Origin of the sequence: Mesorhizobium sp. M0870 (genome assembly GCF_040319775.1) — a bacterium.
Classification (GTDB): domain Bacteria; phylum Pseudomonadota; class Alphaproteobacteria; order Rhizobiales; family Rhizobiaceae; genus Mesorhizobium.
This window is the reverse complement of record NZ_JAMYOI010000007.1, coordinates 58422-84180: the sequence shown is the minus strand read 5'-3', so window position 1 is coordinate 84180 and position 25759 is coordinate 58422. Positions and strand designations below refer to the sequence as shown.

Genomic DNA, 25759 nt, shown 5'->3' with positions numbered 1-25759 from the left:
GAAAGCTTGAAGCGTGGAAAAAAGAAAGGGCATCATTGCCGGTTTCGACATTGGCGGCGCACATCTGAAGGTGACCCGCGCACAAGACGGTCGCATCGTCGAGGCGGTAACGATCGCAACGCCGCTCTGGCAAGGGCTGCACAAGCTGGCTTCAGCCCTCGACGAAACGGCTCCGATCTACGCGGGTGCGGATCTCAACGCATTCACCATGACAGGCGAACTGTCGGACATCTTTCCGTCTCGCGATGTCGGCGTAGCGGCTCTGCTGGGTCAGATTTCCACCCATTTCCCCACAGACAAAAAGCTGGTCTATGCCGGACCATCCGGTTTCGTCGGGGTCGAGCGGGCAGCGCAGCTAGGCGCCGATGTGGCTTCCGCCAATTGGCACGCGACAGCCTTATTGGTGGCAAAACTTGCCGGCGATGCCCTGTTCGTCGACATGGGCTCCACCACCACCGATATCATCGCCATCAAGAACGGCGCCGTGGCCAATGACGGCTACACCGACGCCGGACGGCTTCTAACCGGCGAATTGGTCTATACCGGCTTTACCAGAACATTCCTGTTCGGCGTAGCCTCGTCGGCTCCCGTCCGTGGCAGGCTAACGCCGCTGATGAACGAGTATTTCGCCTCAATCGCCGACGCTCACCGCATCCTGGGCGTGCTCGACGAGGACGACGACAGGCACCCTCCCGCCGACGGCAAGGAAAAGACCGTGGATGGCTCGATCGCGCGGCTGGCGCGCATGGTCGGGCGCGACGCCACTGACCTTACCCCGCCGGAATGGGGTGAAGTCGCGCGCTGGTTCAGCGAGCAGCAACTGCGCAAAGTGCACGATGCAGCGTCGCTGGTTGCCGGAACCCTGCCTCGGGATGTCCCGATCGTCGGCGCCGGAATCGGCCGCTGGCAGATCAGGCGACTGGCAGAACGCATGGAACGCAGTTACATTGATTTCGCCGACATCATCCCCGCTGATGACACCATTCGCGGGCAAGCGAGCAGCGCGGCACCCGCGTCCGCGGTGGCGCTTTTGGCGGGATATCCTTCGTAAGCAGGTTGCGGCGCCCGCGCCTATGCTCGCGCGTCCTCGCTACCGGAACTTTTGGCGGTCAAGTGATCGCTGACACGCTGCATCAGCCAGCCCCAGGCTTCCTTTTCACCGTCGCCTGCTGTCTTTTCGATGGCGATCGAAAGGTAGGCGATTTCCGCCTCGATCTTGTCGCGCGGCAGCATGCCGAGCCGGCTGACCAGGATGGCCAGCTCAAGCACCGCCGCCTTGGCTCGGTTGAGGCCGGTGAACGGCGCAAGCGCTTCCTCCCGCACCACGCGGCAGAAATGGCGGGGGCGCACGCCATTGTCATCGACTGCCTGGACTTGGAGCCCCGAATACGCCAGCGCCGCCTCGAGCCTCGGCACCGGAAACCCGTCAACCGGAACGATTGGCCAATGCTTGCGGCCTGTCAGGCAGCCGGCAAAGACACGCACGTCGTCGGTATAATTGGCGATGGCGAACGGCACTTCGGCGAGATTGTCGAGCGTGACCGACGGCCGGAACGGCGCAATCACCCAGCCGTCATTCTCGGCAATGATGCCGATCGGCGCGATGTGGACGTTGCCTGCCTTGTTGACCGTCGTGATGATCGATTCGCGGATGTAGGGCATGGTCCTAGCGCTCTTTCCTTGCGCGGAGCGTCTTGCCCGGCTCGGCAAGACGGGTACGGTCGGTTTCGGGAGCCGGCGCGGCAACGCCCCATGCGAGCGGCTCGTCCTGCACATAACGCTTGCCGAGGCGCCACGCGATCTCGGCCTTCATCAGTTCCGCGCCGAGGTAAAAAGCGTGTGCGCCATCGGCGTTGACGTCCAGCCCGGCAAAAAGTTCGAACGCATCCGTGGCAACTGCATGCCCTTTGCTATTGAAAACATGGATGCCGTCCTCCGCTACCGCGATCCGGAAGTTGGCATCGCGCACCTGGACCGCCAATGCCTCGATATCGTCGGTTGAGGCTGTGAAAGGCTTGCGATCGTGGACCTGCAACAGGCCTGGGTGATAGCCGCGCGGCAAGGCGCCGTCCGTGCAAGCAGCCAACATGACGCGGCGGGCGATATCGTGCTCCTCGATCGTCCGCACCGTGTGTGGGCTGACATGCACCGCCAGCACGTTTCGGATCCGGAGTTCCGAGCAGAGTCCCGCTAGAACGGCCGTAACACCAGAACTGTCCGCGTCGGTCAATTCGGTGAGATTGCCGGTGCCCATCAGCAATTCGACGTCCGGCCAGCGGCGCCGCGCCTCGATGAAGCGCCCGAGTGAAACGGCGAAGCCGAAATGGATCGGGTCGAGCACGGGATCGGCAATGAAGGCGATACCGGCCTTTTGCGCGGCTTCGATGGCCCGGCCGAGCGAATCCAGATCGCCAGGCGTGGAAGGTATCAACACTGCCGTAGCCCTATGATCGAAGATCAACGGCAGCGTGTTCTCATCGAGGCTGAGAAGATAGTCCGCGCCGGCGCGTGCCCCGATCGTCAGTTCGTCCACGCTGGCCGAATCGACGCTGACCATAAATCCCCGTGCCTTGAGCGCTCGCACAGCCTCCGCCAGCAATGGAAACGGCGTCTCCGGCAGGCAGCCCAGATCGATGACATCGGCGCCGGCCGCAGCTAGCATCGAGGCCCTCGCCATCAGTGCCTCGACCGACAGCATCGGCGCATCGACGATCTCGGCGAAGATGCGCATATCGTGACGCGTCAGATCCGGCGGTTTGCCCGCCCGGCCAAGGAAGGCCGGAAGGTCGGCGATCTCGTCGGGGCCGCGCACAAAAGGCACGCCGAAATGCTCCGACAGGTGCTCGATGTTTCCCCGATAGCGTCCGGGTAGGATGACGCGGTCGGCGTCTCCTGTCAGAGTGAGCCGACGCTTCACAATGTCCTCGCTCATCAGCGCGGCGACCTTGACGCCGACGTCGACGATTTCCCACGCGAATTCGGTTCTGCCCAGCCCGGCCAGCAGCCGTTCCAGCCGCGCCTTGGCCAGATGGCCGGTAAGAAAAACCAGCCGCTCAGCCATCGCTTGCGAGTTCGGCCTGTCGCCGTGTGAGCGAGGCTTCGAGATCAGCGAGCGACTCGACCACCTGGGTCCGCTCGAAACTCTTCAACTGCTCGGTATTTTCCAGATCGATCCTGCGCGGATAGACCTTGACCAGCCCGTGCGGTGCCTGGGTTTCGAGTTCCGGTGCGGTGTCGCAAGCAAAGACGATGGCTGGCACACGGCACTTTCCCGCTTGGGCAAAGACATTGGTGGCGAGCGTGTCGGAAATGCCATGCACGCATTTGGCGACCGTGTTGGACGTGGCCGGCGCCACCACGACCGTGTGATAGACACCGTGGTAGAATTCGCCGACCGGGATCGCGCTCGCGGTCTTGTCGTGCAGCACGCGCGTCGTCTCCGGGAAATCAAGTTTGAGCTTGTACATGCGCAGCACTTCGTTGGCGGCCTTCGACACGAAGACATCGCAATGTTCGAGTTGGCGAACAAGTGCGAAGCTCTCCGTAAAAAAATGCCCGGAACCCGTCAAAACCCACGCCCAGCGCGGCACATGCAGCTTCACCATCGGCTATCCCGCCTTCTTTGCCGACGACCCTGTAGAAGCCACGATCCTGATGCCGGGCAGCTTGCCTAACACGAGCATCGCGCCGGCCTCGGCAGCATCCTTCGGACCGGCGAGATGGAAATCGACGCCGTCAGGCAGCATGGCGGCAAAGCCTGGGTCGACAATGCCTCGGGTCCTCAGGCTGTCAGCGGTATCGCTGTCGAAGAATGCACCGGTCTGCTTGATAAGCAACAGCGCGTTTGCGCCAAGCTTACCGGCAAGCCAGGCGGCCAGAGAATCGGAGGTAATGTCCCAGGAGGCCGGAACATCCAGCGCCGGCAGTGCCAGTGACGACGGCAGCCACACCGGAACCTTCCCCGCCTCCAACGCTCGCCCGATCTCATCCAGCGACCGTGCCGGCGTCAGCCTTTCGTCCCGGTCGAGGATGACATGGCCGAACTGTTCCATGGCCAGGATCGCCATGGCATGTGCGGCGGTGTCGGAAAAATCCATGCGTGTCTGCGTCTCACGCACATGATCGGCAAAGAGCCCGCCGCCGGGCACGATGACGATCGGCAGCCGGGAACCCGCCAGCGCTGCGATCCAGCTCTTCATCTCCGCCGCGTGGGCCGTGCTGCCGCCAAGCTTGACGATGGCCCGTCGGAGCATTTCGGGGCGTTCCTGGCGCGGCCGGAAGACAACGCTTCGGTCTTCTCGGCCAGCGGTGCCGGAGGCAGCGCCGCGTCCCGCCGATTGGCGCTTGCGTTCGATCTCGACGCCGACACCGCCAGGACCGAGCTCGAGCTTTTCCACCCTTACCGTAACGCGCACGACCCGCTGGTTCTCCAGGACGTGCGCTGCCACCTGCTCGGCCAAAGCCTCGCTGAGCTGGATATGGCCTCGCGCGACGATGGTGCGAATGCCGTCCATGATGATGTCATAAGAGAATACATGGCGCATGTCCTCGGGATGGTCGGTGATTTGCAGCACGTCGGCGGTCACATCAAAGCGCACTTTTTGAGTATGGCCATGCTCGAAGCTGTAGGCGCCGATCTGGACCGGCAGAACAAAATCCCGCACAAAAGTCCTGTCCGTGCCCAGTGTCGGGTCGGTGTCCGGCGAATAGCCTCTCGCCGCCAACAGGCGATAGTCGATACTCAATTGACCGCCGGTCCCGGATTCCGTCGGGATCAACTCTCGAATCTGCGAGACCGCCTCGGCGCTGATCGAACTCGTGCGACCGGAATGGCCACACAGCGCCCCCCGAAAGCCGAGAAAATCCGGAGCGAAAGGCAATAGGCGCGGAATATCCGGAGCTTCCAACGATCCACTCAGGCCTGCCATCAGACCGAGCGATTTCGTGCGATCGACGAATCCCGGAATACGCTCCGGCGGCAGATGATCGAGCAGCCGGCCCTTCCCCTTTTGCGCGGTATCGACCATCACGCCATGGAAGCGATGCCTGGCGAACATCGGCAGAAGCTCGAACTCCGGCGCCAGATCGGCAAACAGCACGGCAATCAGCTTCGTTCGTGCAGCGAGCGGTTCGAGCGCTTCTACGCAGGCAGAGATATTTGCCGAAGGGAAAAATCCGATCTTCACATAGTCGACGCCGGTCGCCGCGATCTCTTCGGCCTTGATGCGGATCGTTTCGGGCTCCATCGGCAGGTCGCCGCAGACCGCGCTGACCGGAGCCCGACCAGCGATGAACGAAATGGTTCGGCGCATGGTTTCCGTGGACACCGCGCCCAGGGCTCCCGCCTTCGGGTCCTTCAGGTCGACGATATCGACACCTCCAGAAAGAGCGATCTCCGCCTCTTCGATGCCGGTGACGCTTGCCAGCATTCTGGTCATTTGAACAGTTTCTCCAGTTTGGAGGACAAGACGTTTTTATAAAGGCGGTCGATGCCCCTGCGCCACGTCTCGTCGGTGTTGCCACGCGAATCGACGCTGGCGACTTTCCGCACCGTTCTGGCAGGCGCGAAAAGTCGTCCGATAGGGTTTGATAAATTTTGCGGGTCGGCTAAGTTGATCATGGGCACCTTGACTTGGCGCGGGTCCGGCAACAGTCGAACCTTTGCGCAAGAATGGGTAATTACTATCGATGACGAGCGCGGTGCCAGGCACTCTCGCTGCCTTTTTGTGCTTTTTTTCCCTGACCGTCAACGTTTCCGACGCGACAGGCCAGGAAACGGTGGCGAAGCCGGAAAAAAAGACAACTGAAATCAAAATAGGTTATTTGCGGGCCTACGCACCGCAATTGACGCTTTCCATGCTCGACCTGCCGCCACGTGACGAAGGTGTCGCCGGCGCCGAGGTGGCAATCGGCGACAACAACACGACGGGAAAGTTCACCAACCAGAAATTCAGCCTGGACGTGACCGAGATCAAACCCGAAGGCGACGCGGTTCGGGCATTCGAGGACCTGATCGCCAAAGGCGACCGCTATGTGGTCGCCGATCTTTCAGCAAAACAATTGCTGTCGATCGCCGACATCGCCCGCGAAAAAGGCGTGCTGATCTTCAACGTCGGCGCGACCGACGACAGCCTTCGCGAGGAGGACTGCCGCATCAACGTTTTCCATATCGCGCCGACGCGCAGCATGCTGGCCGATGCGCTGGCGCAGTATCTCATGGTGAAGAAGTGGCCGAATTGGGTGCTGCTCTATGGATCGCATGAGCAGGATCATCTTTACGCCGATGCGTTGCGCCGCGCGGCGACCCGCTTCGGCGGCCAGATCGTCGCCGAGAAGGAATTCAAGGATACCGGCACAGCCAGGCGCACCGACACCGGCGCCACGCAGATACAGCAGCAGATTTCCGTGTTCACGCAAGATCTCCCGGAGCATGACGTGGTGCTTGTCGCCGACGAAAGCGAGGTTTTCGGGACCTACGTGCCCTATCGCACCTGGACGCCGCGGCTGGTCGCCGGCACGGCCGGTCTGGTTGCATCGTCGTGGCATCCCGCCAGCGAACAGTGGGGCGGCATCCAGATGCAGAGCCGCTTCCTGAAGACGACGAGCCGGCGGATGCTCTCCAAGGACATGTCGGCCTGGACGGCGGTGCGTGCCGTCGGCGAGGCCACCACGCGCACCAACGGCGACGATGCGAAAAAGATCAGCGACTACATGCGCTCTGACGATTTTTCGGTTGCTGCTTTCAAGGGGCAGAAGCTGACCTTCCGCAAATGGAACCTCCAGCTTCGCCAGCCGATCCTGCTTGGCGATACCAAGTCCGTCGTCTCGACATCGCCACAAGAGGGCTATCTTCACCAGGTCTCCGAACTCGACACGCTCGGTGTCGATCAGCCGGAAACGAAATGCGCTCTCAAGTAGAGTCAATCGGGAGGAATTTGCGTGCAGAAACGAGCTTGCGCATTCGCCATTCTCGCGGCCGGCCTGACAGTCAGCCCCGCATCGGCCTATACGGCCTACGTTTCCAACGAGAAGGACAACACGATGACCGTCGTCGACACGGCGACGATGCAGGTGATGAAGACCGTCGAAGTCGGCCAGAGGCCGCGCGGCATCACCATCTCGCATGACGGCAAGTTCGTCTACCTATGCGCCAGCGATGACGATACGGTCCAGATCATCGATACCGCGACGCTTGAAATCGTCGGTACGCTGCCATCCGGCCCCGATCCCGAATTGTTCGTGCTCTCGCCGGACGGCAAGACGCTTTATGTCGCCAATGAGGACGATAATCTCGTCACCGCCATCGACGTCGAAAGCAAGCAGGTCCTGGCCGAGATTCCGGTCGGCGTGGAACCGGAAGGCATGGGTGTCAGCCCCGATGGCAAGACCATGGTCAACACTTCGGAAACCACCAGCATGGCGCATTTCATCGACACCGGCACGCATGAGGTGACCGACAACGTGCTGGTCGACACGCGCCCGCGCTTCGCCGACTTCAAGCCCGACGGCACGCAGGTCTGGGTCAGCGCCGAGGTTGGCGGCACCGTCAGCGTCATCGACAACGCCAAACGCGAAGTGGTGAAGAAGATCCAGTTCGCGATTCAGGGACTGCGGGCCGAAACCATCCAGCCGGTAGGCATCGCCATCAGTGCCGATGGCAAGAAAGCCTATGTCGCGCTCGGCCCGGCGAACCATGTCGCGGTGATCAATACCGATACCTACGAGGTGGAGAAATACATCCTCGTCGGCCAGCGCGTCTGGCATCTGGCCTTCACGCCCGACCAGAAAACGCTAATCACCACTAATGGCAATTCCAACGATATCACCTTCATCGACACGGCCACCGACGAGCCGGTCCAATCGCTCACCGTGGGCCAGCAGCCCTGGGGTGTGGTCATTTCGCCCAAATAGCAGACATTGATCATCGGGAGGTCAAGACATGAAACTTTGCCGCAGGTTTTTCTTCGCCGCGCTCGCCGGATTTGTCCTTGCTCCGATCGGAGCAAGCGCCGACGACGCAACACCAAAACCGTCGCGTGCCAGCAAGAACCTGCCGGAATTGATTATCGGTTCGGCCGATTCCACCTATGCCGTCAATCAGAAGGACTTCGAGCTGATCGCCGGCCAGGGGTATCGCTGGAAGATCACCTCCAAAGGCGGTTTCGAATACAAGTTCGTGACCGACCTCTTCCGCAATGTCTGGATGGACCAGATCGTCATCAACGATTTGGAAGTGCATATGGACGGCGGACCAGCCTGGCTGGAATTCGACGATGCGGGAACGATCCAGGTGCAGTTCCATACCGTTCGCCCGGGCGAATATACCTGGTCGGTTCCCGACCTTGCCGACAAGGGACTGAAGGGCAAGATTACGATCAAGTGAGACAAAGGCGACCAGGGCGCCAGATAGCCAACGCGTCCTGAAGGAGCGACCCGGCATGCAGCATATGAGGACAAACGGTCCGGGAGAAGAGGTGGCGGCGCTCGATGTCGGCGCCGTCAGCCATTCCTATGGCCAGAAGCGGGCGCTCAACGACGTCTCCTTCTCGATCGCGCCGGCGACTTTCACCGTTCTGCTCGGCCTCAACGGGGCCGGCAAGACAACGCTGTTCTCACTGATAAGCCACCTCTACGACACGCGTCACGGATCGATCCGCATCTTCGGCCATGACATTCGCCGCGCGTCCGGCGAAGCACTCAGACGGGTCGGCATCGTGTTCCAGGCACGCACGCTCGACCTCGACCTCAGCGTCTACCAGAATCTCTCCTACCACGCCTCGCTGCATGGCATTGGCGGACGCGAAGCTCGCCAGCGCATTGCCGCGCTGCTTGAAACGGTCGACATGCAGGGCCGCCAGCACGACAAGGCACGCAGCCTCTCCGGCGGTCAGATGCGACGCATCGAAATCGCCAGGGCGCTGCTTCACCGACCTTCCCTGCTCCTGCTTGACGAGGCGACCGTCGGCCTCGACATCGAATCCCGCGCGGGCATCCTCGCCACCATCCGCAAGCTCGTCCAGGCAGAGGGCATCGGCGTGCTCTGGGCCACGCATCTGATCGACGAAGTCGAAGACGCCGACCATGTTGTCATACTGCGGCGGGGTGATCTGGTCGCGAGCGGCAAGGTGTCGGATGTGACCCGTGCGAACGGTGGAAATTCGATTCGCGAAACCTTTTCGAAGCTCAGCCGCGTCGATGCGGCGGGCATGGCGGAGACGTCGCCATGAGCGCTCCTGCGATGCCTGGAAAGGTCGCCGGCATCATGCCGGTGCGGTCTGAGCCATTCGGCCTGCGCCACTATCTCATTTGCCTGAAAGGCGTCGTCCTGCGCGAGTGCCTGCGCTTCCTGCACCAGCGCGAACGCTTCATTTCCTCGCTGGTCCGGCCGCTCGTCTGGCTGTTCATCTTCGCCGCCGGCTTTCGCCAGGTGCTCGGCGTGTCGATCATCCCGCCCTACAAGACCTATGTGCTCTACGAGGTCTATATCACACCGGGCCTTTGCGGCATGATCCTGCTGTTTTCCGGCATGCAGTCTTCGCTGTCGATGGTCTACGACCGCGAGATGGGCAACATGCGCATCCTGCTGGTCAGCCCGTTTCCGCGCTGGTTCCTGCTGGTGTCGAAGATGCTGGCCGGTGTGGCCGTATCGATCGTGCAGGTCTACGCGTTCCTGATCGTTGCCTGGTTGTGGGGCGTCAAGGCGCCGCCACTCGGCTACCTCTACGTGCTGCCGGCACTGTTCCTGTCGGGCATGATGCTTTGCGCGCTCGGTATGCTCTTGTCTTCGCTGATCAAGCAGCTCGAAAACTTCGCCGGCATCATGAACTTCGTCATCTTTCCCGGCTATTTCGCGTCTCCGGCGCTCTATCCCTTGTGGCGCATCCAGGAGGCGAGCCCGCTGCTCTACAAGATCTGCCTCTGCAACCCGTTCACCTATGCCGTCGAACTGATCCGCTTTGCCTTCTACGGACAGATCGAATGGCTGTCGCTGGGCGTCGTCGCCGGCTGCACGCTGCTGTTTCTGGGCGGCGCCATCATCGCATACGATCCTTCGCGCGGTTTGGTGATCCGCAAACAGGACATGGGAGGAAACGCCTGATGGCGCGAATGAGGCTTGCTCACACTCTGGTTCTGGTCGCCACGCTTGCCTCGATGGGGAGCGCCGGCGCGGCAAACACCGATCCCGACTGGCCCTGCATGCAGCGTAAGGTGCCACAGCTCTCGCTTGGCCAGATCTGGAATGGGCCGGAGCTTCCTGCGACCGCGAAAGATTGGGCGAAGGATGCCCGTGTGTCGGCGCTTGTCGAGGCGGTGGCGGCCCGGCGGACGCCGGTTGCCGAAGCCCAGAAAGAGATCAAGGATTTCGCGACTTCCCTGTCGGCCGAGCAGGTCGCACCAAAAATGACGATGCTGGTGCAGGGAATGTTCGACCATATGGACGCCGAGCGTTCGCACGTGATCTCCGGCATCTCCCGCTATGCGCACAAACAGCTCGAAATGGCGGCACAGTTGCGCAAGGAAGCATCCGAAGTCGACGCGCTGCGCGCCAAGGCCGATGCGGATCCGGACGAAGTCGAACGGCGAACCGACCAGCTGAATTTCGCGACGCGAATTTTCACCGAACGGGTCCAGTCGCTGACTTATGTCTGCGATGTGCCCACGATAATCGAGCAGCGGCTTTACCAGTTGTCGAAGACCGTCTCGGAAACGCTCGTCGTGAAGAAATAGACCTTGGCGCCTGCCTCATGACCCCCTGCCAGGCAGCACACGCCAGCGCTGCACGAAATAACCGGGATGCGTCTCGATCCACCGAGCCACCAGCGGCTGCGCCTGCATGAAGGCAGTCCCGGGATTCATCGCCAGACCGTCTACCATTTGTTCGCGTTGTTCGCAGGTCCGCGGTACATCCGTCAGGCAGACCATCATAACGAGTGTGTAAAGCATTACCCCTTTTCCCCATCGAATTCCCGAACCCTACCCGGGAGATTTCTGCAGGGGTTGCACATACGGATCGCTTACGGGTGTGAAAGGACGTGGCCCCCGCTCTTTCGCACTGCAACATAACATATTGCTTATATAACACCAACGATCGCGAGCGTTATCCACCGGGCTTTCATCCGTTGCGTTCGTGCAATGTCATCCCGCCTTGTCTGGATACAGCTTTCCGAAAAGGGGCAGATACATCGCGCCCTTGCGCATCAGGAAATCGTTGAACGTGGCCATGGCCGGCGAGATCGCGTGATCGGTTCGCATCACCGAAAACCATTGCCGGCGGATCGGCATGCCGACAACGTCGAGGATGACAAGCCGGCCTGCTTCGGTTTCCGCAGCGATGGTGTGGGCAGAGATGAAGGCGATGCCGAGACCAGCCATCACCGCCTGCTTGATCGTTTCGTTCGAGGCCATCTCGACACCGAGGTCGTCGATGCGCCCAGGTACGTCGCTCAGGAATATTTCCAACGAGATGCGGGTTCCGGAGCCGGGCTCGCGAATAAGGAAATGCTCCTCGGCGATGCGCTCCTTGGAGATATCGCGCGCCGCGACCAACGGATGGTCGGGCGGCGCGATGATGACCAGCGGGTGATCGCCGAAGACCGAAGCACGCACCGGAACCTCCTTCGCCGGGCGCCCCATCAGCGCGATATCGATGTCGTGGTTCCTGAGGTTGTCGATCGTCTGGGCACGGTTGCCGATGGCAAGCCGCATGTCGATGTCGGGATGGTCCTTCATGAACGCAGCCATCAGCCGCGGCGCGAAATATTTGGCGGTGGAAACAACGCCGAGCCTCAAGCTGCCGGTGCGTACGCCCTTGATGGCATCCATCTTGTCTTCGAGCAAACCGAGATGCTCCTCGATAACCTGCGCTGTCTCGACGAAAGCCCGACCTGCGGCAGTGGGACGCATGCCGTCCGACGTTCGGTCGAACAGAGCCAGCTGGAATTCTTCCTCCACTTGCCGCAGCTGGATTGTCAGCGCTGGAGGAGACAGACCTAACATCTTGGCTGCGCTGACAATTTTGCCGCACTTGATGATTGCCTGGACGGTCTTGAAATGCTTAAGGGTGAGGTTTCTCATGCCGCATACTAAATTATTTTTACTGGTTAAGTAAAGTTATTGAATTTTACTTATCTGGCGACGTTTGTTTCCATTCCTCCAGTCCAGCCGCTCCGAGGAGATGCGGCCCGACCGGGAGGTTACGATGCCAGCGGCAACGCTCGACGCTTTTCTGAACTCCTATCTCGGCCAGCCTGACGAATTTCGCTCGGCAGTTGTGACGACCGTCCGTCAGTTGACACAAGCCGCCATCAAGGTCCGCAACACCATCAACCAAGGGGTGCTCGGCGCCGCCTTTGCCGAAACCCGTGGCGCCAATGCCGATGGCGACGTCCAGAAGGATCTCGACGTCTTCTCCGACGACATCTTCCTCGACGCCATGCGCCGTGCACCGGTCGCGCTTTACGCCTCCGAGGAGCTGGAGCAGCCAGTCCTGCTCGACAGGCAAGCGCCACTCGCCATCGCGATCGACCCGCTCGACGGCTCTTCCAACATCGACACCAACGTGTCGATCGGAACGATCTTCTCGCTCCTGACCGCAACTGGCGCGCCGGACGCTGATCCGGCCGCCTCTTTCCTGCAGGCGGGCGTGAACCAGCTAGGCGCCGGTTTCTTCATCTATGGGCCGCAGCTGGCACTCGTCCTGTCGCTCGGCAGCGGCACGCATGTCTTCGTCTTCTCGACAAGGCTCGGAACCTTCGTCCAGGCCTATGAAAGCCGGATCATTCCGCAACGCACTCAGGAGTTCGCCATCAACGCCGCCAACTACCGGCACTGGGACGAGGCCGTGCGGCTCTATGTAGACGACTGCCTGGAGGGCACCGAAGGACCGCGCGAGAAGGATTTCAACATGCGCTGGATCGCCTCTCTGGTTGCCGACTGTTACCGCATATTGATGCGCGGCGGCGTTTTTCTCTACCCCGGCGATCGGCGCAAGGGCTATGGTCAGGGACGGCTGCGCCTCGTCTACGAGGCCAACCCGATCGCCTATCTCATAGAACAGGCTGGCGGTGCCGCCACCGATGCGATCAACCGTATCCTGGAAATCGAACCCGAGAGCCTGCATCAGCGCGTGCCGATGATCTTCGGGTCGGCGCGGGAAGTCGCGCGCATCACCCGCTACCACACAGAGCCGAGCAACATCGGTGAGCGTGCGCCGCTGTTCAGCCGCCGCGGCCTGTTCAGAGCCTGAGCAGCACCATGTCAGCCAAGCACCCCATCATCACCATCACCGGGTCGTCGGGCGCCGGCACGACCTCGGTCAAGCGCATCTTCGAGCTGATTTTCCGGCGCGAGAACATCGAGGCCGCTTTCATCGAAGGCGACGCATTCCACCGCTACGACCGCGCGGCGATGAAGGCAAAGGTGGCCGAGGAGGAAAAGGCCGGCAACCCGAACTTCACCCATTTCAATGCCGCGGCCAACGAACTCGGAATTCTCGAAGAGGTGTTCGCGGAATATGGCCGCCGCGGAACCGGCAAGACCCGCACCTACATTCATGATGAGGAAGAGGAAAAGCAGCACGGCACGCCCCCGGGAACCTTTACCGAATGGCGCGAATTCGCTCCCAGCGACCTGCTCTTCTACGAGGGGCTGCACGGCTGTGTCGTCACCGACACGATCAATTTGGCCAAGCATGCGGATCTCAAGATCGGCGTCGTGCCGGTCATCAATCTCGAATGGATCCAGAAGATCCATCGCGACCGTTCGACACGCGGCTATTCCACCGAGGCGGTGATGGACGTCATCCTGCGCCGGATGCCCGACTATGTCCGCTACATTGTCCCGCAATTCTCGCAGACCGCCATCAACTTCCAGCGCGTGCCGATCGTCGATACGTCCAACCCGTTTATCGCGCGCTGGATTCCGACGCCCGACGAATCGATGCTGGTTATCCGCTTCGCCAATCCGCGCGGCATCGATTTTCCGTATCTGCTGTCGATGATCCACGACTCGTTCATGTCGCGGCCAAATTCCATCGTGGTGCCAGGCAACAAGCTCGATCTTGCCATGCAGCTGATCCTGACGCCGCTCATCCTGCAATTGATTGAACGCAAGAGCCGTGTGTCGTGAGGAGGATGCAATGACCAGCCAAACAGCACTGAAGCCCGTCACCACAACCGCTCCCGTCTCGGAGCGCGACATGGCGAACGCCATTCGCGCGCTGGCGATGGACAGTGTCCAAAAGGCGAATTCGGGTCACCCTGGCATGCCGATGGGCATGGCCGATGTCGCAACGGTGCTGTTCAACCGCTTCATCAACATCGATCCGTCGAGGCCGGGCTGGCCCGACCGTGACCGTTTCGTGCTTTCAGCCGGCCACGGCTCGATGCTGCAATACGCGCTGCATCATCTGCTCGGCTATGAAGACATGCAGATCGAGGAATTGCAGCGATTTCGGCAGTTGGGCAGCCGCACCGCCGGACATCCGGAATACGGCCATGCGCTTGGCGTGGAGACCACCACCGGACCGCTGGGACAGGGCATTTCCACGGCGGTCGGCATGGCGCTGGCGGAACGTATGCTTGCCGCCCGCTACGGTACCGATCTGGTCGATCATCATACCTATGTGATTGCGGGCGACGGCTGCCTTCAGGAGGGCATCAGTCACGAGGCGATAGACCTCGCTGGTCACCTGAAGCTTTCCCGCCTGATCGTCTTCTGGGACGACAATGCGATTTCCATTGACGGGCCGACCTCCCTCTCCACGTCGATGGACCAGCCGGCGCGCTTCAAGGCCGCCGGCTGGGATGTCCAAAGCGTCGCCGGCCACGACATGGAGGCAGTCGCCGCGACAATCGAGTCGGCGCGGCGGTCGGATCGGCCATCGCTGATTGCCTGCCGCACAGTGATCGGCATGGGTGCCCCCAATCTCGGCGGTTCGGAGAAGACGCACGGCGCACCGCTGGGTGAAGCAGAGATCGCCGCGACACGCGAAAACATCGGCTGGGCCCACGCGCCGTTCGATGTGCCGGATGATATCCTTTTCGCCTGGCGCGAGATTGCCGGTCGCGGCGAAGCGATGCGGCGCGCCTGGGAGCAGCGGCTTGCCGCCTCGCCGCGGCGCGAGGCTTTTGAGAGCGCCGTCGCCGCCGAACTGCCCGACACCGTCTTCAAAGCGCTCGACGCCTTTCGTCGCGAACATGTCGAGAAGGCAACCAAGGTGGCGACGCGAAAAGCCTCCGAAATGGCGCTGGAGGCCATCAACGGCGTAACGGAATTGACCGTCGGCGGCTCGGCCGATCTGACGCATTCAAATCTGACGATCACCAAGGGCATGAACCGCATTGCGCCGGGTGATTATGCGGGCCGCTACATTCACTACGGCATTCGTGAGCACGGCATGGCTGCCGCCATGAACGGCATCGCGCTGCATGGCGGTTTCGTGCCCTATGGCGGTACGTTCCTGTGCTTCGCCGATTATGCGCGCGGCGCGATGCGGCTCTCGGCGCTCATGGGCCAGCGCGTCATCTATGTGATGACACACGATTCCATCGGCCTCGGCGAGGACGGCCCGACGCACCAGCCGGTCGAGCACCTTGCGATGCTGCGTGCCACGCCTAATCTCAACGTCTTCCGCCCGGCGGATGTCATCGAAACGGCGGAGTGCTGGGAACTCGCGCTAAAGAGCAAGGATCGGCCGAGCGTCCTGGTGCTGTCGCGCCAGAACTTGCCGATGCTGCGTCGGTCGCACAGCGACGAGAACCGCTCCTGCCAAGGCGCTTACATCCTGCGCGAGCCGACAAAGCACCGCGCCGTCACCCTGATCGCCACCGGCTCGGAGGTCGAGATCGCGGTTGCTGCCGCCGAAAGGCTGGAGACCGAGCATGGCGTCGCCGTCGCCGTCGTGTCGATGCCGTGCTGGGAGCTTTTCGAGGAGCAGGAAAGCGCCACCCGCAAGGCCGTTCTCGGCTCGGCGCCGCGCGTCGCGGTCGAAGCGGCAGCCCGGCTGGGCTGGGATCGCTGGATCGGCGAGACCGGCGCTTTCGTCGGCATGACCGGCTTCGGCGCCAGCGCCCCTGCCCCCGACCTCTACCGGCATTTCAACATAACGTCCGAAGCGGTTGCTGCAGCGGCGCTGAAGCTCATCATCTAGGAGGATTCACAATGGCTCGCATCACCCTTCGCCAGCTTCTCGACCATGCCGCCGAGCACGGCTACGGCGTTCCGGCATTCAACATCAACAACATGGAACAGGGCCTCGCCATCATGGAGGCGGCCAAGGCCTGCGACGCGCCAGTCATCATCCAGGCTTCACGTGGCGCCCGGTCCTATGCCAACGACATCATGCTGGCCAAGATGATGGAGGCGCTGACCGAAATCCACCCGGCCATCCCGCTATGCATCCATCAAGACCACGGCAACAGCGAGGCCACCTGCCTTTCCGCGATCCGCCACGGCTTCACCTCGGTGATGATGGACGGATCCTTGATGGCGGACGCCAAGACGCCGGCAAGCTACGACTACAACGTCGCCATAACCGAACGCGTCGCACGCATGGCGCATTGGGTCGGCGCTTCCGTCGAAGGCGAACTGGGCGTGCTCGGCTCGCTGGAAACCGGCCAAAGCGAGGCGGAGGATGGCCACGGCGCCGAGGGCGCGCTCTCTCACGACCAACTCTTGACCGATCCCGATCAGGCGGTCGACTTTGTGACTGCAACCCAGGTCGACGCGCTGGCGATTGCCTGCGGCACCTCGCACGGCGCCTACAAATTCACCCGCAAGCCGGACGGCGACATCCTGGCCATGCAGGTGATCGAGGCGATCCACGAGAAGCTGCCCAACACGCATCTGGTCATGCACGGCTCTTCCTCGGTGCCGCAGGAGCTGCAGGACATCATCAACAGATACGGCGGCGAGATGCCCCAGACCTTTGGCGTTCCGGTCGAGGAGATCGAGCGCGGCATCCGCTACGGCGTGCGCAAGGTCAACATCGACACCGATTGCCGCATGGCCATGGCCGGACAGTTCCGCCGCGTCGCGACGGAAGACCCGCGCGAGTTCGATCCCCGCAAATTCCTGAAACCCGCCATGGATGCCTTGCGCGACCTTTGCCGGGACCGCTTCGAGCGCTTCGGTACGGCGTCCAACGCCTCGAAGATCAAGGTCATCGCCATGGACGAGATGGCGAAACGTTACGCCGCGGGAAAACTCGACCCCCATATCGCAACCGCGAAAGCCGCCTGAGCAACAAACAGGAGACCTGTCATGAACAAGATCGACATACTGCCAGCGGGGACGCTCAAGGAAGGCAAGGAACGCTATAAGTCAGGGGTCATCCCCTACAAGAAGATGGGCTATTGGGAGCCTGACTACAGGCCCAAGGAGACCGATCTGATCGCCATGTTCCGGATCACGCCGCAGCCGGGCGTCGACCACGAGGAGGCGGCGGCCGCCATCGCCGGCGAATCCTCCACCGCGACGTGGACCGTGGTGTGGACCGACCGGCTGACCGCCTGCGAGCTCTACCGCGCCAAGGCGTTCAGATCCGAGCCGGTGCCGAACACCGGTCCCGGAACCAAGACCGAACAACAGTACTTCGCCTACATCGCCTACGACCTCGACCTGTTCGAGCCGGGCTCGATCGCCAATTTGACCGCATCGATCATCGGCAATGTGTTCGGCTTCAAGGCAGTCAAGGCGCTGCGGCTGGAAGACATGCGTATCCCGGTCGCGTACCTCAAAACCTTCCAGGGGCCGGCGACAGGCATCGTGGTGGAGCGTGAGCGGCTCGACAAGTTCGGCCGGCCGCTGCTCGGCGCTACGACGAAGCCGAAGCTCGGCCTGTCGGGCCGCAATTACGGCCGCGTCGTTTACGAAGCGCTGAAGGGCGGCCTCGATTTCGTCAAGGACGACGAGAACATCAACTCGCAGCCCTTCATGCACTGGCGCGACCGCTTCCTCTACTGCATGGAGGCCGTGAACAAGGCGTCGGCTGCCACTGGCGAGGTCAAGGGCCATTATCTCAACGTCACCGCCGGCACGATGGAGGAGATGTACGAGCGCGCCGAATTCGCCAAGCAGCTTGGCTCCTGCATCGTCATGATCGACCTCGTCATCGGCTACACGGCGATCCAGTCGATGGCCAAGTGGGCACGCCGCAACGACATGATCCTGCACCTGCACCGTGCCGGCAACTCGACCTATTCGCGCCAGAAGAACCACGGCATGAATTTCCGCGTCATCTGCAAATGGATGCGCATGGCCGGCGTCGACCACATCCATGCCGGCACTGTGGTCGGCAAGCTGGAAGGCGACCCGCTCATGATCAAGGGATTTTATGACACGCTGCGTGAGGAGCGCACGCCGCAGAACCTCGAAACCGGGCTGTTCTTCGATCAGGAATGGGCCTCGCTCAACAAGGTGATGCCCGTCGCCTCGGGCGGCATCCATGCCGGCCAGATGCATCAGTTGATCCACTATCTCGGCGAGGACGTCATCCTGCAGTTCGGCGGCGGCACAATCGGCCATCCGGACGGCATCCAGGCAGGCGCGACGGCCAATCGCGTCGCCCTGGAAGCGATGATCCTGGCCCGCAACGAGGGGCGCGATTATTTGCGCGAAGGGACCAAGATCCTCGAACAGGCGGCCAGATGGTGCACGCCGCTGAAGGCTGCCCTGGAGACCTGGAAGGACGTCACCTTCAACTACGAATCGACCGACACGGCCGACTTCGTGCCAACCGCAACGCCCAGCTTCTAGACGAAAGGAACCATCGTCATGATGACCAATCCGGGAAACAAGGTCACGCAGGGACAGTTCTCGTTCCTGCCAGACCTGACCGATGAGCAGATTTCGGCGCAGATCAAATACGCGCTGAAGAACCATTGGGCGGTCAGCGTCGAGTACACGGACGATCCGCATCCGCGAAACACCTACTGGGAAATGTACGGCAACCCGATGTTCGATTTGAAAGATCCGGCGGGCATACTGCTCGAGGTCAATGCTTGCCGGAAAGCCTGTCCGAACATGTATGTGCGGGTAACCGCCTTCGATTCGACCAAGGGCTGGGAAGCGCCGCGCATGTCGTTCATTGTCAACCGGCCGCCCAGCGAACCCGGGTTCCGGCTGCTGCGCCAGGAGCGCGACGGCCGCAGCCAGGGTTATTCGATCGTGCCTTATGCGACCGACAGGCCCGAGGGCGAGCGGAGCTAGCTGAACCATGCTGAACGCGATGACCAAGGACGCTGCCGCACAGGACGCGACGGTTGATCTGCAGGCCGAGTTCGAGGCCTCCAACATCGACGAGGTGATGGACAAGCTCGACCGTGAACTCGTTGGCCTGAAGCCGGTCAAGACCCGCATCCGCGAGATCGCCGCTCTCCTCCTGGTCGACCGGCTTCGCCGCAAGTTCGGGCTGACCTCGGGCGCCCCGACGCTGCACATGAACTTTACGGGAAATCCCGGCACCGGAAAGACCACCGTGGCGCTGAGGATGGCCGAAATCCTGCATCGTCTGGGCTATGTCCGCGAAGGCCACATGGTCGCCGTGACGCGCGACGATCTTGTTGGCCAGTATGTGGGCCACACCGCGCCCAAGACCCGCGAGGTGATCAAGCGTGCCATGGGCGGCGTGCTTTTCATCGACGAGGCGTACTATCTCTACAAGCCCGAGAACGAACGCGACTACGGCCAGGAATCGATCGAAATCCTGCTGCAGTGCATGGAGAACAACCGTGACGATCTGGTTGTGATCCTTGCCGGCTACAAGAACAAGATGGACCGCTTCTTCGACAGCAATCCCGGTATGCGTTCGCGCATCGCCCACCATCTCGATTTCCCCGACTATGGTGTCAGCGAACTGAAATCAATCGCCGAGATTATGCTCGCGGAGCAGAATTATCGCCTCAGCGAGGCGGCATCCCGTGCGCTCGAAGAGTATCTTCCGATCCGCATGAGGCTGCCGCATTTCTCCAACGCGCGTTCGGTCCGCAATGGGCTCGATCGGGCACGGCTGCGGCAGGCCAACCGGCTTTTCGCATCGCGCAGCAGGGTGTTGACCAAGGCCGATCTTGTCACCATCGAGGAATCCGACATCCGCGGCAGCCGCGTGTTCGCGGAAGGGAAACTCGAAGGCGAACCGGAGACGAAGATGCGCTGACGGGATGAAGCCGGCTGGCGCAGAGACCAACAGCGCAGACAGGATTGGAGACGACGACCATGGTCACCAGGACAATCATCGCACCCTCCGTGCTTTCCGCGGATTTCTCGCGGCTCGGCGACGAGGTCGAAGCTGTCGTGCGGGCGGGTGCCGACTGGATCCATCTCGACGTGATGGACGGGCATTTCGTACCCAACATCACCTTCGGTCCGCCGGTGATCAAGGCGATCCGCGACCGAACGGACAAAGTCTTCGACTGCCATCTGATGATCGCGCCGGCCGACCCCTATCTGGCCGCCTTCGCCGACGCCGGCTGCGACATCATCACGGTGCACGCCGAGGCCGGGCCGCATCTCGATCGTTCCCTGCAGGCGATCAAAAATCTCGGCAAGAAGGCCGGCGTATCGCTGAATCCTTCGACGCCGGAGAGCGCCATCGAATATGTGCTCGACAGGCTCGACCTGGTGCTTCTGATGACGGTCAATCCAGGCTTTGGCGGCCAGGCCTTCATTTCCGCGGTCATCGAGAAGATCAGGCGAATCAAGGCACTGGTTGGCCACCGCCCGATTGACATCGAAATCGATGGCGGCGTCACGGCCGAAACCGCCCCGCTGGTCGCCGCGGCCGGCGCCAATGTGCTGGTCGCCGGGTCGGCCGTGTTCAAGGGGGGCACCGAGGCGGCCTATCGCGCCAACATTGGAACCATCCGACAGGCGGCCGACGGTGCGATCCGGAAAGCCGCGTAAACCATTCCATCGGAGGCAAGCATGGCGGCCGTCCCCCCTGTCTGCGATTTCGGCTGGCGCGCCATCGATGCCGTTTTGCCTGACGTCGACGGCAGGTCGCATTCGATCTTCAGCCAGGCCGGCCCGAACGGCCTGGTCGTGGCCTTCATCTGCAATCACTGCCCTTATGTGAAGGCGGTGATTTCACGTATCGTGCGCGATGCCAACGACCTCAAGGCCGAAGGTATCGGCTTTGTCGCGATCAACTCAAACGATGCCGATGCCTACCCGGAGGATTCCTTCGACCAAATGAAGCTATTCGCCACGACGAGCGGCTTCAGCTTCCCTTACCTGCACGACCAGCACCAAACTGTGGCGCGCGATTACGCAGCCGTGTGCACTCCCGATTTCTTCGGGTTCAACAGCGAGTTGGGACTGCAATATCGCGGTCGGCTGGACGCCTCGCGACGAGAAGCCGGAGCGCCCGGGCTGAGACGCGATCTGTTCGAGGCGATGAAGCAGGTTGCCCGAACCGGCGACGGGCCGCTGGACCAGATCGCCTCGATCGGCTGCTCGATCAAGTGGAAGGATGCCGCATGAACGTCGGCGCAGGTAGGCCGCTTCGATCGCCGAAGGCGATCCTGTTCGACCTCGACGGCACGCTGGTCGACTCGGCGCCGGACATAGCGGCCGCAGTCAACGAATTGCTGGCCAGCCGCGATCTGCCGCCGCTGCGCCTGGATCAGGTCACGGCCATGATCGGCGGCGGCGTCAGGAAATTGATCGAGCGAGCCTTCGCGGCGTCGGGAGCGCCACTGCTCGGTAACGCTCTCGATGAGGCCAACCGCGTCATGGCGCCTATCTACCGCCGGCATCTGACCGGCCTGACAAGGCTGATGCCTGGCGTCAGGGAGGCTCTCACCCACTTTCATTTGGGCGGGGTAAGCATGGGGGTGGTAACCAACAAACCGCAGTTGGCGACCCGCGAAATCCTGCTTCATTTCGGATTGACGGAATATTTCGGCGCCATCGTTGGCGGAGACGCGGTGACATTCCTGAAACCGGCGCCCGATGCCCTGCTGCTGGCGTTGGCACAGCTTGGGGTCGACGCCGGTGACGCGCTGCTGGTCGGAGACAGTGGCGCTGACCTGGGCGCCGCACGCGCCGCCGGCTTGCCCGTCATTCTGTTGCGCGGCGGCTACAGCCACATTCCGGTGGAAGAGCTTGGCGCCGACCTTGTTTGCGACAGCCTTTTCGATCTGCCTTCGGCAATGCAGAGGCTGCAAGCCGATGCGTGATTGAGGCGTCCGCCGGCCGAACGCAAATTCGAACGGCCGGCTGCGCTCTATTTCGAGAATTGCTTCAGATAGGCAATGACATTGGCGATGTCTTCGTCCTGCTTGAGGCCGACAAACGCCATCTTCGTTCCTTTGACCATGGCCTTGGGATCGTGAAGATAGGTCTTCAGTGAGGGCTCATCCCATTTGACGCCGGATTTGCCAGCCGCGACCATCGCCTGAGAATAGCTGAACCCCGGGTGTGTTCCAGCCGTTCGGCCTATGACGCCGTTCAACGACGGGCCGACCTTGTTCTTGTCCTGGTCGGCGACGTGGCAGACCTTGCATTTGGCGAAGACCTTCTCACCCGCCGCCGCATCCTGTGCCTGGGATTGGCTCGCGATGAAGGGCACAACGGACATGACTGCGAAAAATGCGATTGCGCGCATGGCATTTCCTCATTGATCGTCTGGGTGCCCTGGACGATTTGCGCATGCCGATCCTTTGATCCGTCGGCATGCGCCTTACGCGGTGGTGTGGAATATCCGCTTCTCCCGTGGAGCCGCGCCGCGTGATTCAGAAGCTAATTGGCATGTTGTGAAAGTCAATCGTACAAAGGTTTAGAGGCCTGGGTGCTCAACAGACCCGTCCATTCGTCTTTGTTGACGGTGATCCGGCGAGCGCGTAGCTTGACCTCACTCCGGTTTCTCCATTGGCACCTCGGGAAATCCGGCAAACGGTGATTTTGCCCTCGCTTCTGGTTGGGCTGAGCTCGCCGGGATGAGCGTTTGGGAACGCGCAAGAGGTGCTGAATGGACATGGTCGATCTCATATTGACGGTTTGCCTCAGCGCCAATCCGAGCAATTGCCGAGACGAACATCTCTATTTCGAGAGCCGCGGCACTCTGTTCCAATGCATGATCCTTGCCCCCAGCGAAATCGCGAAATGGTCCCAAGAACACCCGACCCTCAAGGTCATGCGCTGGAAATGCGCATTTCCAAACAAGGAACGAGCCATTTGATTTGGCAGCGCGGAACCCTGGGGAGGAGGTGTCATGATGGTTTCACGGCGCATGACGTTGCGTCTGGCGGTTCTCGGGACAGCCGCTGTTCTTGCTACCAGGCCGGGCGTTGCGGCAGCCAGGATTCGCCTCGGTGTGCTGAAGTTTGGAACCGTGAGTTGGGAACTCGATACGCTAAGGCAGCACAAATTCGATGCCGCGAACGGGATCGGTCTGGAGATCATCGACTTCGCCGGCGAGGATGCAACCAACGTCGCGATGCTGGCTGGCGCGATCGATATGATCGTCTCCGACTGGCTGTGGGTCTCGCGCCAGCGCTCCGAAGGCGGCGACCTCACATTGACCCCCTATTCGACCGCGGTGGGTGCGATCATGGTGAAGGAGGATTCGCCGATCCGGACGGTCGCCGATCTCAAGGACAAGAAGATCGGCGTCGCCGGCGGCCCGCTCGACAAGAGTTGGCTGCTGATACAAGCGCTGACCAGACGCGATGTCGGCGTCGACCTGTCGGCAACCAGCGACATCGTCTTTGGCGCGCCGCCACTGATTTCGGAAAAGGCGATACAGGGCGAACTCGATGCAGTGCTGAATTTCTGGCATTTTTGCGCGCGTCTCGAGGCCAATGGCTTCCGTCGATTGATCGGCGTGAATGACGCGGCAAAGACGCTCGGGGCTCTGGGACCCGTTTCGGCGCTCGGTTACGTCTTCCATGACCAATGGGCGAACCAGAACCCGGATGCCGTCAGGGGTTTCGTGAGGGCGTCCGCGCAAGCCAAGGACTTGCTGGCCAGATCCGATGACGAATGGCTGCGCCTGGCGCCGATCATTCGCGCGGAAGGCAAGGAACTGGAAAAGCTGCGCGATCGCTACCGCCAGGGCATTCCCAGACGGTCGGTCGCCGAGGAAGCGGCCGACGCCGGCAGGCTATACCATGTGCTGGCGGCGATCGGCGGCGCGAAGCTGGTCGGCAGCGCACCGGAGATGGCGCCCGGCACATTCTGGCAGGAACCCCGGAAATGACCGCATTGGAAACCGGCGGCACGCGTGATGCCCCGCCGAGCATGTCCGGCCGACGTAGCCTGGCGATGGCACTGGTGCCCGCGCTGACCGTAGCGGTTTCCCTGCTCGGGCTTTGCCTGCTGTGGAACCTTGCGGCAAGCGTCTGGCCAAGCCGTGCCTTTCCAGGACCTGGGCAGGTCTGGCAGGTGCTTCTCAGGGAGGCTGCGAACGGCGATCTCTTTTACCATCTCGGCGTGACCCTCGGCCGGGTCGCCGCGGCATATATCGTCGCAATGATCATCGGATCCGTCATCGGCGTTTTGCTCGGCAGCCATCGTCGTGTCGACCATTTTTTCAACCCGTGGGTGATCCTGTTCCTCAACATCCCGGCGCTGGTGGTCATCGTCCTCGGCTACATCTGGTTCGGCCTCAACGAGGCGGCGGCGATCGGCGCGGTGGCGGTGAACAAGATCCCGAATGTCGTGGTGACGATGCGCGAAGGCGCCAGGGCGCTTGATCCAAGTTACGCCGAAATGGCCACCGTCTATCGCTTCGGCCGCCTTGAACGCATCCGCCATATCCTGCTGCCGCAATTGCAGCCCTATCTTGCCGCCGCATCGCGATCCGGCATCGCCCTCATCTGGAAGATCGTCTTGGTCGTCGAACTGCTCGGCCGCTCGAACGGTGTCGGCTTCCAGATCCATCTCTATTTCCAGCTCTTCGATGTCGCCGCCATTCTTGCCTACACGCTGGCTTTCGTGGCGGTGATGCTTGTCATTGAACTTCTCCTGGTGCAGCCCGTTGAACGACATGCAACCCGTTGGCGCCGTCGTCCCGCTTAAGGTCGACATCGCCGAAAAGACCTTCAGGTCCGCGCGAGGCGTCTCGATCACGGCGCTTCAGGACCTTTCCTTCGAGGTCCGGCAAGGCGAATTCGCCTGCTTGCTGGGACCGTCAGGCTGCGGCAAAACCACGACGCTGCGTATCCTGCTTGGCTTGGACAAAGACTTTTCCGGCTCCTTCCAGTTGCCGCAAGGAGGTTCGAACCGCATCGCCGCCGTATTCCAGGAACCGACCCTGCTGCCGTGGCGAACGGTGGAACAGAATGTCAGGCTGGCGTTGCCGAAAAGCTTGAGAGCGAAAAATCTCGACAGGCTGTTCGACACGCTCGGCCTCGCCGGTATGCGCTCGCTCTATCCTGCCGAACTGTCGCTCGGCCTTGCGCGCAGGGCAGCACTTGCCAGGGCTTTCGCGACCGAGCCGGCGGTGCTTTTCCTGGACGAACCCTTTGTCTCGCTCGACGAACAGACCGCCGAGCGGCTTCGGCATCTGCTTTTGACCGTGTGGTCGGCACGGCCAACGACCGCCTTGATGGTGACGCACAATCTACGCGAGGCACTGATGCTGTCGGACCGCATCATCGTGCTCGCGCCGCGGCCAACCCATGTGCTCGGCGTGTTCGACGTACGGCTGCCACGGCAACATCGCAATTCGCAGGTGATGAGCGACCTTCTGCGGTCGTTCCATCATAGATTTCCGGACGTCACCTGATCGCCAGCAGGCGAAATGCATATCGGAGGC

29 protein-coding genes are annotated in these 25759 nt (G+C 61.7%); 21 read left to right on the top strand and 8 right to left on the bottom strand.

Annotated features, from left to right (window positions below):
- The first annotated feature begins 13 nt into the window (after nt 1-13).
- A complete protein-coding gene (locus NKH97_RS10930) occupies nt 14-1051 on the top strand; it encodes a hydantoinase/oxoprolinase family protein (RefSeq protein ID WP_023810417.1) in 1038 nt (345 codons plus the stop codon).
- A 20-nt stretch (nt 1052-1071) separates the two neighbouring features.
- Here the strand turns inward: NKH97_RS10930 and NKH97_RS10925 are convergent, their stop codons facing one another.
- From NKH97_RS10925 to NKH97_RS10905, 5 genes are read right to left on the bottom strand one after another with little or no spacing between them, the layout of a single operon-like run.
- Nucleotides 1072-1662 (bottom strand): DUF447 domain-containing protein, encoded by a 591-nt coding sequence (locus tag NKH97_RS10925; protein WP_023810416.1) that lies wholly within the window; start codon nt 1660-1662, stop codon nt 1072-1074.
- Between the two features lie 4 nt (nt 1663-1666).
- A complete protein-coding gene (locus NKH97_RS10920; protein ID WP_352440194.1) occupies nt 1667-3061 on the bottom strand; it encodes a DUF6513 domain-containing protein in 1395 nt (464 codons plus the stop codon).
- Nucleotides 3054-3605, bottom strand: coding sequence for a flavoprotein (locus NKH97_RS10915; protein ID WP_023810415.1), 552 nt, complete (start codon nt 3603-3605; stop codon nt 3054-3056). The genes NKH97_RS10920 and NKH97_RS10915 overlap by 8 nt, the downstream gene beginning before the upstream one ends.
- 3 nt (nt 3606-3608) lie before the next feature.
- Nucleotides 3609-5438 (bottom strand): (5-formylfuran-3-yl)methyl phosphate synthase, encoded by a 1830-nt coding sequence (locus NKH97_RS10910; protein WP_023810414.1) that lies wholly within the window; start codon nt 5436-5438, stop codon nt 3609-3611.
- The gene (locus NKH97_RS10905) at nt 5435-5650 is read right to left on the bottom strand and encodes a hypothetical protein (RefSeq protein WP_081734810.1); all 216 of its coding nucleotides are present in this window, start codon (nt 5648-5650) and stop codon (nt 5435-5437) included. The genes NKH97_RS10910 and NKH97_RS10905 overlap by 4 nt, the downstream gene beginning before the upstream one ends.
- A 38-nt stretch (nt 5651-5688) precedes the next feature.
- Here NKH97_RS10905 and NKH97_RS10900 point away from each other — a divergent pair, with 38 nt between their 5' ends.
- The 6 genes from NKH97_RS10900 to NKH97_RS10875 are packed head-to-tail and all read left to right on the top strand — an operon-like array spanning nt 5689 to nt 10728.
- Complete coding sequence (locus tag NKH97_RS10900) at nt 5689-6918, top strand: lanthanide ABC transporter ABC transporter substrate-binding protein PedA1 (RefSeq protein ID WP_352440193.1); 1230 nt, start codon at nt 5689-5691, stop codon at nt 6916-6918.
- Nucleotides 6919-6939: 21 nt separating this feature from the next.
- Entirely contained in the window at nt 6940-7911 is a 972-nt protein-coding gene (locus NKH97_RS10895; RefSeq protein ID WP_352440192.1) for a YVTN family beta-propeller repeat protein, read from the top strand.
- 28 nt (nt 7912-7939) lie between these two features.
- Entirely contained in the window at nt 7940-8383 is a 444-nt protein-coding gene (locus tag NKH97_RS10890) for a hypothetical protein (RefSeq protein ID WP_023810411.1), read from the top strand.
- Between the two features lie 55 nt (nt 8384-8438).
- Complete coding sequence (locus NKH97_RS10885; RefSeq protein ID WP_128303321.1) at nt 8439-9227, top strand: lanthanide ABC transporter ATP-binding protein PedB/LutE; 789 nt, start codon at nt 8439-8441, stop codon at nt 9225-9227.
- A gap of 35 nt (nt 9228-9262) precedes the next feature.
- Nucleotides 9263-10099: a lanthanide ABC transporter permease protein PedC gene (locus NKH97_RS10880; RefSeq protein WP_050580490.1), complete on the top strand. Its 837-nt coding sequence runs from the start codon at nt 9263-9265 to the stop codon at nt 10097-10099.
- Nucleotides 10099-10728, top strand: a complete 630-nt coding sequence (locus tag NKH97_RS10875; RefSeq protein WP_352440191.1) for a hypothetical protein — start codon at nt 10099-10101, stop codon at nt 10726-10728. Before NKH97_RS10880 ends, NKH97_RS10875 begins: the two co-directional genes overlap by 1 nt.
- Nucleotides 10729-10743: 15 nt before the next feature.
- Here NKH97_RS10875 and NKH97_RS10870 read toward each other — a convergent pair whose 3' ends face one another.
- On the bottom strand, nt 10744-10944 hold the full coding sequence (locus NKH97_RS10870) for a hypothetical protein (RefSeq protein WP_023810407.1): 201 nt from the start codon (nt 10942-10944) through the stop codon (nt 10744-10746).
- 192 nt (nt 10945-11136) lie between these two features.
- Nucleotides 11137-12075, bottom strand: a complete 939-nt coding sequence (locus NKH97_RS10865; RefSeq protein ID WP_127319312.1) for a LysR family transcriptional regulator — start codon at nt 12073-12075, stop codon at nt 11137-11139.
- Nucleotides 12076-12199: 124 nt separating this feature from the next.
- On the opposite strand from NKH97_RS10865, the gene NKH97_RS10860 reads away from it, so the two are divergent.
- From NKH97_RS10860 to gph, 10 genes are read left to right on the top strand one after another with little or no spacing between them, the layout of a single operon-like run.
- Nucleotides 12200-13246 carry a class 1 fructose-bisphosphatase gene (locus NKH97_RS10860; RefSeq protein ID WP_023810405.1) on the top strand — a complete coding sequence of 349 codons (1047 nt, stop codon included), beginning with the start codon at nt 12200-12202 and terminating at the stop codon, nt 13244-13246.
- An 8-nt stretch (nt 13247-13254) separates the two neighbouring features.
- Nucleotides 13255-14127: a phosphoribulokinase gene (locus tag NKH97_RS10855; RefSeq protein ID WP_127293351.1), complete on the top strand. Its 873-nt coding sequence runs from the start codon at nt 13255-13257 to the stop codon at nt 14125-14127.
- A gap of 10 nt (nt 14128-14137) precedes the next feature.
- On the top strand, nt 14138-16150 hold the full coding sequence (gene tkt, locus NKH97_RS10850) for a transketolase (RefSeq protein ID WP_128303319.1): 2013 nt from the start codon (nt 14138-14140) through the stop codon (nt 16148-16150).
- Between the two features lie 11 nt (nt 16151-16161).
- Nucleotides 16162-17241, top strand: coding sequence for a class II fructose-bisphosphate aldolase (fba, locus tag NKH97_RS10845; protein ID WP_023810402.1), 1080 nt, complete (start codon nt 16162-16164; stop codon nt 17239-17241).
- A gap of 21 nt (nt 17242-17262) precedes the next feature.
- Complete coding sequence (locus tag NKH97_RS10840; protein ID WP_013532056.1) at nt 17263-18756, top strand: ribulose-bisphosphate carboxylase large subunit; 1494 nt, start codon at nt 17263-17265, stop codon at nt 18754-18756.
- Nucleotides 18757-18774: 18 nt separating this feature from the next.
- Complete coding sequence (locus tag NKH97_RS10835; RefSeq protein WP_013532057.1) at nt 18775-19209, top strand: ribulose bisphosphate carboxylase small subunit; 435 nt, start codon at nt 18775-18777, stop codon at nt 19207-19209.
- Nucleotides 19210-19216: 7 nt separating this feature from the next.
- Entirely contained in the window at nt 19217-20155 is a 939-nt protein-coding gene (gene cbbX, locus NKH97_RS10830; RefSeq protein WP_023810399.1) for a CbbX protein, read from the top strand.
- A gap of 59 nt (nt 20156-20214) precedes the next feature.
- Complete coding sequence (gene rpe / locus NKH97_RS10825; protein WP_128303317.1) at nt 20215-20901, top strand: ribulose-phosphate 3-epimerase; 687 nt, start codon at nt 20215-20217, stop codon at nt 20899-20901.
- Between the two features lie 21 nt (nt 20902-20922).
- On the top strand, nt 20923-21480 hold the full coding sequence (locus NKH97_RS10820; RefSeq protein WP_023810397.1) for a thioredoxin family protein: 558 nt from the start codon (nt 20923-20925) through the stop codon (nt 21478-21480).
- Entirely contained in the window at nt 21477-22178 is a 702-nt protein-coding gene (gph, locus tag NKH97_RS10815) for a phosphoglycolate phosphatase (RefSeq protein ID WP_352440185.1), read from the top strand. Before NKH97_RS10820 ends, gph begins: the two co-directional genes overlap by 4 nt.
- A 47-nt stretch (nt 22179-22225) precedes the next feature.
- Here the strand turns inward: gph and NKH97_RS10810 are convergent, their stop codons facing one another.
- Nucleotides 22226-22606, bottom strand: coding sequence for a c-type cytochrome (locus NKH97_RS10810; RefSeq protein WP_023810395.1), 381 nt, complete (start codon nt 22604-22606; stop codon nt 22226-22228).
- A 363-nt stretch (nt 22607-22969) separates the two neighbouring features.
- On the opposite strand from NKH97_RS10810, the gene NKH97_RS10805 reads away from it, so the two are divergent.
- From NKH97_RS10805 to NKH97_RS10790, 4 genes are read left to right on the top strand one after another with little or no spacing between them, the layout of a single operon-like run.
- Nucleotides 22970-23179: a hypothetical protein gene (locus tag NKH97_RS10805; protein WP_023810394.1), complete on the top strand. Its 210-nt coding sequence runs from the start codon at nt 22970-22972 to the stop codon at nt 23177-23179.
- A 33-nt stretch (nt 23180-23212) separates the two neighbouring features.
- Nucleotides 23213-24199: an ABC transporter substrate-binding protein gene (locus NKH97_RS10800; protein ID WP_352793680.1), complete on the top strand. Its 987-nt coding sequence runs from the start codon at nt 23213-23215 to the stop codon at nt 24197-24199.
- A complete protein-coding gene (locus tag NKH97_RS10795) occupies nt 24196-25020 on the top strand; it encodes an ABC transporter permease (RefSeq protein WP_128303314.1) in 825 nt (274 codons plus the stop codon). Before NKH97_RS10800 ends, NKH97_RS10795 begins: the two co-directional genes overlap by 4 nt.
- Nucleotides 24989-25729: an ABC transporter ATP-binding protein gene (locus tag NKH97_RS10790; RefSeq protein WP_023810391.1), complete on the top strand. Its 741-nt coding sequence runs from the start codon at nt 24989-24991 to the stop codon at nt 25727-25729. Before NKH97_RS10795 ends, NKH97_RS10790 begins: the two co-directional genes overlap by 32 nt.
- The last annotated feature ends 30 nt before the right edge of the window (nt 25730-25759 follow it).